This window comes from Shewanella sp. SR1, assembly GCF_020447145.1.
Lineage (GTDB): Bacteria > Pseudomonadota > Gammaproteobacteria > Enterobacterales > Shewanellaceae > Shewanella > Shewanella baltica.
Window position 1 is genome coordinate 1 of sequence record NZ_JAJAEF010000048.1, and the last position, 8,324, is coordinate 8,324.

At 38.6% G+C, this 8,324-nt stretch carries 12 protein-coding genes and 2 pseudogenes; 3 read left to right on the forward strand and 11 right to left on the reverse strand.

Features of this window, described 5'->3' with window-relative positions; all coding sequences use genetic code 11:
• A partial coding sequence (locus KV201_RS22065; RefSeq protein WP_226060616.1) for a hypothetical protein occupies nucleotides 1-186 on the forward strand: 186 nt, incomplete at its 5' end.
• A 479-nt stretch (nucleotides 187-665) separates the two neighbouring features.
• On the opposite strand, the gene KV201_RS22070 is transcribed toward KV201_RS22065, so the two are convergent.
• The gene (locus KV201_RS22070; protein ID WP_264175317.1) at nucleotides 666-1,466 is read right to left on the reverse strand and encodes a hypothetical protein; all 801 of its coding nucleotides are present in this window, start codon (nucleotides 1,464-1,466) and stop codon (nucleotides 666-668) included.
• Nucleotides 1,467-1,496: 30 nt separating this feature from the next.
• Nucleotides 1,497-1,847: a hypothetical protein gene (locus tag KV201_RS22075; RefSeq protein ID WP_226060599.1), complete on the reverse strand. Its 351-nt coding sequence runs from the start codon at nucleotides 1,845-1,847 to the stop codon at nucleotides 1,497-1,499.
• Nucleotides 1,848-2,314: 467 nt separating this feature from the next.
• On the opposite strand from KV201_RS22075, the gene KV201_RS22080 reads away from it, so the two are divergent.
• On the forward strand, nucleotides 2,315-2,866 hold the full coding sequence (locus tag KV201_RS22080; RefSeq protein WP_086904834.1) for a CueP family metal-binding protein: 552 nt from the start codon (nucleotides 2,315-2,317) through the stop codon (nucleotides 2,864-2,866).
• 180 nt (nucleotides 2,867-3,046) lie between these two features.
• Here KV201_RS22080 and KV201_RS22085 read toward each other — a convergent pair whose 3' ends face one another.
• The 9 genes and pseudogenes from KV201_RS22085 to KV201_RS22125 all read right to left on the reverse strand — a co-directional run bounded on the left by KV201_RS22085 (nucleotide 3,047) and on the right by KV201_RS22125 (nucleotide 6,661).
• Nucleotides 3,047-3,490, reverse strand: a complete 444-nt coding sequence (locus KV201_RS22085) for a nuclear transport factor 2 family protein (protein ID WP_011711627.1) — start codon at nucleotides 3,488-3,490, stop codon at nucleotides 3,047-3,049.
• 75 nt (nucleotides 3,491-3,565) lie between these two features.
• The gene (locus tag KV201_RS22090) at nucleotides 3,566-4,231 is read right to left on the reverse strand and encodes a copper resistance D family protein (protein ID WP_226060602.1); all 666 of its coding nucleotides are present in this window, start codon (nucleotides 4,229-4,231) and stop codon (nucleotides 3,566-3,568) included.
• Between the two features lie 16 nt (nucleotides 4,232-4,247).
• Nucleotides 4,248-4,463, reverse strand: a complete 216-nt coding sequence (locus KV201_RS22095) for a hypothetical protein (RefSeq protein ID WP_226060604.1) — start codon at nucleotides 4,461-4,463, stop codon at nucleotides 4,248-4,250.
• Between the two features lie 14 nt (nucleotides 4,464-4,477).
• Complete coding sequence (locus tag KV201_RS22100; protein ID WP_226060606.1) at nucleotides 4,478-4,888, reverse strand: copper resistance CopC family protein; 411 nt, start codon at nucleotides 4,886-4,888, stop codon at nucleotides 4,478-4,480.
• Nucleotides 4,889-5,002: 114 nt separating this feature from the next.
• A pseudogene (locus tag KV201_RS22105) lies at nucleotides 5,003-5,122 on the reverse strand (copper resistance protein B); the annotation flags it as partial.
• Nucleotides 5,123-5,165: 43 nt separating this feature from the next.
• Nucleotides 5,166-5,381 (reverse strand): annotated as a pseudogene (locus KV201_RS22110) (multicopper oxidase domain-containing protein); the annotation flags it as partial.
• Nucleotides 5,372-5,626 (reverse strand): hypothetical protein, encoded by a 255-nt coding sequence (locus tag KV201_RS22115; protein ID WP_226060608.1) that lies wholly within the window; start codon nucleotides 5,624-5,626, stop codon nucleotides 5,372-5,374. The gene KV201_RS22115 and the pseudogene KV201_RS22110, both read right to left, overlap by 10 nt.
• Nucleotides 5,623-6,138 carry a DUF411 domain-containing protein gene (locus KV201_RS22120; protein ID WP_011711622.1) on the reverse strand — a complete coding sequence of 172 codons (516 nt, stop codon included), beginning with the start codon at nucleotides 6,136-6,138 and terminating at the stop codon, nucleotides 5,623-5,625. Before KV201_RS22120 ends, KV201_RS22115 begins: the two co-directional genes overlap by 4 nt.
• Nucleotides 6,139-6,274: 136 nt before the next feature.
• Entirely contained in the window at nucleotides 6,275-6,661 is a 387-nt protein-coding gene (locus tag KV201_RS22125) for a hypothetical protein (RefSeq protein WP_226060610.1), read from the reverse strand.
• Nucleotides 6,662-6,853: 192 nt separating this feature from the next.
• On the opposite strand from KV201_RS22125, the gene KV201_RS22130 reads away from it, so the two are divergent.
• Complete coding sequence (locus KV201_RS22130; protein WP_226060611.1) at nucleotides 6,854-7,801, forward strand: IS30 family transposase; 948 nt, start codon at nucleotides 6,854-6,856, stop codon at nucleotides 7,799-7,801.
• The last annotated feature ends 523 nt before the right edge of the window (nucleotides 7,802-8,324 follow it).

An 8,324-nucleotide genomic window follows, 5' to 3' on the forward strand; every position in this document is an offset into this window, starting at 1 on the left:
AGTGATGAACAAAGTCATAGGACTGGGTATGCCTATTCGCCAGAGGGTCAATTAATACCAGGAACCCTTTTAGGAAAAGGCATACCTAAGATTGATTTAGGCAACAACGCCGATTGTCGGCTGTCAGCAATCGAGTTGAAATGTGATGTGAAGGCTTCAAGGTACATGCTCTTATGCTCTCTATAAGAAAAAGAGAGCATAAGAGCATAATCGATGCCGTCCGTCTAATTTAGCTCAAAACGGTTAAAATATATTCACGATCTCGCCCTGCTTATGTTTGTAACCCCCCAGGGCCGGATTATAAATTGTTAAATTGGTTAACAAACCTATCCAGTCGAACGAATTTCATTCGATTATGGATGATTTATATCAATCAATAATCTCGCATTAAGTCGACTTAAGAACAAAATAGCTAAATGTTAACAGAATTTACAAAGCATAATCTCACCCTGTGTAACCCCCTGGTTCTAAAATACATTCAAGATGAATTTTTTTGTAAACGTAGATATTGATAAATTATCAAATAACAAGTTTTTCAACTTTAATCATCTAGACGTATTTTCATATAAAATTGTAAACCCAAGCACACCCATTAACACGACCTGAATTTACAATTACAATATAATTATTAGGGAATTAACATTTGTCAAAAACATTTACAACCTTTAAAAGCTGTAAGTGAATTTCGTTCTTAAATCTGTAGCGTCTTTTTGATTGTTTTCATAATCCAATATTGAAAAATCAATTGATATACCGATATTTTCGAGTTTACCATCAAATTGATATGCAAGATTAACCGTCCATTCATTTAAATCTTTTCCCACTATGGGATTGTCAAAAGATGTATAAAATATTTTACCTTTAAGATTAGAGATAGCAGAACCTAACCCCAATTGATACCAATTTGTTCCAGATTCAAATGCCCCAACACCCGCAGTTTTAGTAGTGGCAGTAAACTGATAATAAGCTCCTTGACCAATGCCTCTAAAAACTCTATTATCTCCTTCATTTCCTCCAGCTAATGTATAACCAGCAAAAAAATCTACTCCTCCCTGACTGAAACCTACTTTAAAGCCCAAAAGATCATTATCGACTAGTTCATTTTTATCCCACTTAGTTTTGTAATATTGCATTGCAATATAACTGTTAAAGTTAGTTGGCAATGTATATTCGACATCCGCATAAAGTGCTTGGACTTCATTTATTACATTTGCGTACTGTGAGTTAACTTTGAATTTTTTAGCGATTCGCTTGTTAACTTGTACGAAAAAAACGCCATCATTACCTATTTTATAAAAATCGCCAGGAGAGCCAGAACCATTAAAATCAAAATCAACAAATTCATTATCAACATAAAACGATTTATCTGTTCGAGTCTGATATTTAGTCACATATCCAATCGAAATATCAGTACCATCAAAATGACTTGAAGACACCTGATACATTTCAAAAGATTCATTTATCAATCTTGAACCTGAGTTAGCGATAAGGGGTGATTAAAAGTGTTGTCTACCTCCAGAAAACACAGTATCACCAAACTGATACTTCAAAAAAGCTTCTGATAATACAAGACCTTGTGCGTTCATATCTCCAGCAGTTGTATCATCATCATCATTGATATTACTAACGTATGACCCCTGTACCTCTCCTCCCAATTTAAACCCATTAAACTCTGATGTATTAAAAGTAACATTACCACCATTCACCCAAATCGAGCTATTCTCTGTATTTGAATCGTCAAAATCTTGTTCGAAATAGTACGATCTCGCTGTACCTCCAACATTACCATTGTGTATCCATTCAGAAAAACTCTCAATATCATCATTAGAGAGTGCATTATTACTCATTGCTAATAGCACCAAAAATATTTATTATATTTAAACATACAAACCTTATTAACGTTAAGTTAGAAATAAGAAACTATATAAAGTAAAACTAAAATCAAAGATAAACAAATAAATTACAAACCCAATCGATAATACAAACTAGAGCATTTTTAACAGTGATCTATTTAACAAAAAAAATATCAAACCGACATAAATATTAATTTAAAATAAACATAGGTTTAAAACCCAAGTTTAAAAACTTAGGTAGAAAAATTATATGAAGACGCAAGTTTAAAATCTGAGCTAAAAACCTAGGAGAATACAGCGTTAAAGCATATATTTAAAAAAAAACAAACGACCAAAAACATCAGGCCAATATCAATAATGTGAATTAGATCAATATATATATAACCACAATCGTTAAAATAAAAAAAGCGAGGCACGTTTAAATAAAAATATTTTATAAACTATATAGGAAAACTCAGACCATGATTAAAAAACACATTCTATTAGCACTTATAGTTGCATACTCAAGTCAATCATATGCCACAATAATAAATGCAGAAACGTTTAAAAATTTAGACTATAAGAGTGCTGTTACAACAGCACATACACTATACAAAAATAATGAAGGGATAATGATAAAAGTATTACCCGATAGAATAGTTGCAACTTTCTCAGATGGTAAAAGTAGTTCTGTAGCAATACCAAAAGATCAATTCTTTCTTTCAATAGCTCCGTACATTAATAGTTCTCATCCATGTACGAATCATGTTTTAACAGGTTGTACCGGAGAGATAATAAATCAAACAATGAAAGTTGTCATGATTGATACTGACACAGGTGAAACATTAATAGACAAAAAAATGACGACACAACGTGATGGATTTATAGACTTTTGGGTTCCAAAAGATAAAAACTTAGCATTTAATATTTACTATGAAGCAAAAGACGGAAGCAAAAGAGTGGCGAGAGAAGTATTGTCTACTTTCAATAACGATAGAACTTGCATTACAACTATGAAACTTATTGAAAGTTAATATTTAAATATGGCTTGTAAAAGGACTGGAATTACTCCGGTCTTTTTTATATAAAAAAATGGAAATCCTTTTCCATAAAATATCATGCATTAACATGACGTGAGTCTTTGTGGTTTTCTTGGGAGCACCTACAAAGGAACTCAAGATAATCCTTTATCTGGTTGATGAAATTCTTATTAGTTACGACCAGTGCACGTGGGTTATTTTCCAACTACCATCCACTTGTTTAATTAACACAAGCGTTTCCATGGTCATCGAGTCAATACTTTTACCCTTATATTCACCTTGGGCGTGACTTATTGACGTTGAAATAGCAATGTCACCCGTAATCGTTATTTGGTGTTCTTTTGGCGTTATGGTTAACCCTTTTAAGTAAGCCATATCCGCAAGCATATGATGATTGGCATAATCTGTAAGTGAACGCTCTACTTTTCCACCTTCATAAATTTGAACATTGGCTGCTAATAACTGCCTAACAATAACCTCATTGCCCGCTTGTAATGCAGCATGAAAATGTTTGACAACATTGCCCGCGGCGGAATCAACACCGATAAACGCTTTTTGTTCTATCGGGTGTGTTTCATCACCATGGGCGAAGCTCAATGAGCTTTGTCCTGCGGACATCAGTAATACCCCGGTGGTTATGAGCATTGTTAAAGGGCGATTATTCATTTTTATCTCTCTGTCAATTTATAGTGATTATCCAAGACTCATAGGACCTAGTACGCTCGAAAGTACCGCTGTAGTCGCTAATATCAGTACTGCTATTACTGCTTCTAATCCAATCGATTTTTGTAGTTTTTGTTTTGCGAGTGATGGGTTCGCAATCGTTAATTTCGGTACTAAAACCAATTTATGCCATGCTGCTATAAGTAAAATGATAGCCACCAAACAGAGCTTGATGGTGACCGCAATACCATAATCGGAACTGAATAATTCAGTTGGACTATCAAACAACATCCACACCATTCCCATGCCTGAAAGCAACACTAGAATGACAATCACTATGCCTAAACGACCAAATGTATCCATGACATTTTTTATGACGATGTTGTCATCGGTGCTACATAATTTCCATAATGGATAAAAAGCGCCTATCCAACTGCCAATGATCAACACGTGTATCAATATCAAGCCTTGAGCAAGCAATCCCAGTTCAGTGCTATGGCCAATAAAAGTAAACGTGACAGCAATTAACAGACTGCTGATAATGGCTAATACCGCAGAAAACTTTTTGAGATAGCGGTTCTTATGTAACAGTAAACCACTAGCCACTAGCATTAACCCAAAACCGATTAAGCGCCAAAGTACAGTTTGCCCTACCTGGGTTGGCCACAGAAAAGCATGCATCTGCGCATCGAACATTCCCATCAAGCCGTTTTCAGCAAAAGCCCCCTATTTGCGCAAAATAATTGATACTAACGGCAATCAACCCCAAAACAGCACCTAGGCCGGTATATTTTGTAACGCTAATGCCGAGGTTCGGTTGGCCCTTAATGAGATATTGCATCAATGTGCCGCCAATAACGGCGGCAACACTAAGATAAATAACCCATTTAGATATCAACACCGATATGTCAAACACGGTTAATATCATGTTTACTCATCCACTTATTGATGTGCAGTGTGCTTGCTAGTCTCATGAGGCGTTGCACTGCGAGTGTTCATACCAGAGTTATGTAGCATAAAGCTCATGTTGCCTTTCATCTTATGACCGTCGTCACCCATGATCATCCAGTTAACTGTGTAATTAGCTGCGTTTAATGCTGGTAGGGCGAATGAAAATTTAGCTTGACTGGCCGCACTTGAAGGTAATGTTAACGGTACGCTTTGCTGCTTCTCATCTTGCATTGTTAATTTGACCAAACGTACCGGAGCCGTAAAGGTCAGTTCAAGCGTTTTTGGGGCTTGACTTAGCATGGCACCGTTAGGGGGCATAGAACTGCTCAGTCCGACATGAGCAAATGCTGAAGCACTCAGGAATAGACTTGTTACGACTAAAACGTTGTTAAATAATTTCATGATATTTCCTTTTATATTCTTTTTAACGATCGAAAACAGTTTACATAAATGATCAAATATTGGCTTAGCTAACATGTTGGCGCCAAGCTTATAATTCAGTGTACGAACGAGGTCTTAGAACCACGCTCTAAAACCAATAACAAACTGGGTTTCTTGTGTATCTTCCCCTTCATTTCGGCTGTATTCGGCGGTATTACCGAGTTTCTGACGCCAATCCACACCGATATAGGGTGCGAACTCTCTAACATTAAATTCGTTTTATTCATCTGTGTTCCCCTTATTTCACCAAGACTTTTCTTAACATGCCTGGCATGTGGAATAACAAGTGGCAATGATATGCCCATTGCCCTTTTGCATCGGCGGTGACCAAGTAACTGATCTTAGAGCCCGGCTGAACTAATACAGTGTGTTTACGGGGAATAAAATCAGGGTCGCCTGTCTCTAACTCACTCCACATACCATGCAAATGCATAGGGTGAGTCATCATTGTGTCACCACAGTGGCCCGAGCAGATTTCCCGGTAAAATTAACCATTTTATAGTCAATTGATAAGTCAAACACTTTACCAGAAAGCTGGTTCAACGATTGGCTTAACGCATTGGCAAAGGCATTTTTAGGGTAAGGGATCGACATCAATGCCAACATGGCGGATGCACCAAATACAAACCGGCGTCGGCTGTGGTTGGGGTCACTGTCTGGCGCTTGAATCATCGGTTTTATCATGTATTGCGAATTCATTGCACAGACTCCTCAAGAGAGTTCACTTGGGCGTAAACTTCACTACTGCCATCTTTTTTCAACAGTAAGACTTGATATGGCATAAATTTATCTTGGTACTCCATGCCAGGGCTGCCCACTGGCATAGCGGGTACGGTTAAGCCGATAGCATCTTTAGGAGGGGTGGCTAAAAAACGACTAATGAATTTTGCAGGGACATGCCCTTCAAACACATAACCTTGAGATGACACAGCGGTATGGCAAGATTGCATTGAAGCAGGAATGCCCTTTGACTGTTTAAACTCATAAAGGTTGTTAATATTGTGGGCACTAACACTAAATCCACGCTCACTAATATGCGTTAGCCATTTCTCACAACAGCCGCAATTAGCATCTTTATAAACGGTGAGTAATGGCTCCGTAGTGCCGGGCTCTGCTGCACGGGCAATTAATATCCCTCCCATAGTTTGCAGAATAAAAATAGTACCTATGACACGAAAAAAACTAATAGAATTGCGATATAGAGCAGACATAATATTGCCTCCAAATCAAATTTCGTCACATTAAACAACGCGGTTTAATGTCAGTTTATTAACCAAAAGGTTAAAAAATTGAAACTACATGATTGGCTAGGACAGCTAGCAAAAAAAAGGCGTAACTGTGCCTATGTTAGGCAAATATTGGAGGACGGTATAAAGAAGAACGATACTGAGGCATTAGTGCTGAGGTAAACATTGTTGCAGCATTAACTAAATTGACTTCTGATTTAAGCGTTGGCATCGCCATCGTTAAAGCGACTGATAAACATGATCCGACAGGACAATGGCACGCTTGGGCGCAGCAACTATCATCCGCACCATCACTCATATCCATGTTCATGTTCATGTTCATGTTCATTTGCATACTAGCGTCATGACATGCTTTGCCATTTTCAGCAGGCATATTTGAAGTCGTCATTGAATTCATTGGCATAGTACCAGGCATAATCACAGACGCAAAAGTTTGACCGACAAACGTCAGTAAAACAAACATCATGATTAAGTGGATTCTACGCAAAATATATCTCCAACGATTTTCAAATAATAGTAGTGAAAAATACTGCATTTAGCAATGAAAATTTATTTGAAAAACATAATTCCCGATCCCGATTTCAGATAATAAGTGCGACATTCATGGAAAGGTGTAGAAGAGGAAGCCAACTGCTAAAAGTGGGACGCTCTTCTCGCCAAAGAAACAAGCAGTACTACCATGAATTATCAGCAGTTGACCGAAGGCAGAAGATACCAGATTTCTGCTCTTTTGGAACGGGGGATTTCAGTTTCTGAGATTGCTAAAACCGTTCAGTGCCATCGCTCCACGGTATATCGGGAGCTTAAACGTGGCAGAAAGGGCAGTCATTATTGCCCAAACGAAGCTCAGGTGTTATCACTCAAAAAACGCACATTAGCGCGTAAATACAGAATACCTCAGGAGCGTGTTGATTTTATCCGCCTCCTTTTAGAAGCGGATTGGAGTCCAGAGCAGATTTCCAGTGTATTAACTAAAGTCGGTGCCGCTGTCAGCTATGAGTGGATCTACCGATTTGTTGCGCAGGATAAACGCTCGGGTGGCAAGTTATATCGCCACTTGAGGCAAGGTCACAAGCGGTATCGTCGCGGTAAAAAAGAGAAAGCACCAGCGATCAAAAATGCGGTTTCTATCGATGATAGGCCAAGCATCGTTGACAGTAAGGAGCGATTTGGTGATTGGGAAATCGACACCGTATTAGGCAAGCACGGCACGGGGGCGATGGTGACTATTTTAGAGCGTAAAACACGATTTTACTTGGTGAAGAAAGTGCCATCCAAGTCAGCGGATGATGTCACTAGAGCAACCATAGAACTACTCATGCCTTACAAGGAGCATGTCCATACCATCACGGCAGATAACGGGAGAGAGTTTGCAGGCCATGAAACCATCGCAAAGGAGTTGGAGGCTGATGTTTACTTTGCCCACCCTTATAGTTCTTGGGAGCGTGGAGCCAATGGGAATGCTAACGGTCTTTTAAGGCAATATGTGAAGAAAGGAACCGACCTAACAACGGTAACAGACAGTGATATTGAATTCGCTTTATCGCGGATAAATTATCGACCGAAAAAGTGTTTAGATTTCAAGCAACCAGCGATTGTCTTTAAAGAAATGGTATTGGCTGCTTGATATTGGCGAGTGTCGCACTTCGCAGTTGAATTCGGGACAAACCTATCCAGTCGAACGAATTTCATTCGATTATGGATGATTTATATCAATCAATAATCTCGCATTAAGTCGACTTAAGAACAAAATAGCTAAATGTTAACAGAATTTACAAAGCATAATCTCACCCTGTGATACTCTGTGAGTTAGGGAGATATTTATGCCCGAACATGGATAAATGCAGCGTGTAACAACATCGGTGCAAAGGCAGCTTGCTAGCCACCTTTGGTTGACGAGCTAAGCGTGTAGCGAGATGTTATCACGTGAACCAGACTAGGCAAGTCTGATTCACTGAGCTAAAAAAATAATGATACAGGCACACCAAAGCGCTGACTGAGTGCTTCTATGTGGTGTCTATTAAGCTTCTTTCCTTCTGCGGGGCGTTGTTGCCTAAATGAATGAACCTTCCGTCTCAGATGCGATCAGATCCTGTGAATACCACGCAGAAACCGCTATCAGATGGGCAAATCTAAATCTCGCATTACCA

Bases quoted from the DNA above. Each gene is read 5' to 3' on its own strand.
- KV201_RS22075 (WP_226060599.1), bottom strand. From the start codon at position 1,847: ATGAGTAATAATGCACTCTCTAATGATGATATTGAGAGTTTTTCTGAA.
- KV201_RS22080 (WP_086904834.1), top strand. From the start codon at position 2,315: ATGATTAAAAAACACATTCTATTAGCACTTATAGTTGCATACTCAAGT.
- KV201_RS22085 (WP_011711627.1), bottom strand. From the start codon at position 3,490: ATGTCCGCAGGACAAAGCTCATTGAGCTTCGCCCATGGTGATGAAACA.
- KV201_RS22090 (WP_226060602.1), bottom strand. From the start codon at position 4,231: ATGTTCGATGCGCAGATGCATGCTTTTCTGTGGCCAACCCAGGTAGGG.
- KV201_RS22095 (WP_226060604.1), bottom strand. From the start codon at position 4,463: ATGATATTAACCGTGTTTGACATATCGGTGTTGATATCTAAATGGGTT.
- KV201_RS22100 (WP_226060606.1), bottom strand. From the start codon at position 4,888: ATGAAATTATTTAACAACGTTTTAGTCGTAACAAGTCTATTCCTGAGT.
- KV201_RS22115 (WP_226060608.1), bottom strand. From the start codon at position 5,626: ATGAATTCGCAATACATGATAAAACCGATGATTCAAGCGCCAGACAGT.
- KV201_RS22120 (WP_011711622.1), bottom strand. From the start codon at position 6,138: ATGTCTGCTCTATATCGCAATTCTATTAGTTTTTTTCGTGTCATAGGT.
- KV201_RS22130 (WP_226060611.1), top strand. From the start codon at position 6,854: ATGAATTATCAGCAGTTGACCGAAGGCAGAAGATACCAGATTTCTGCT.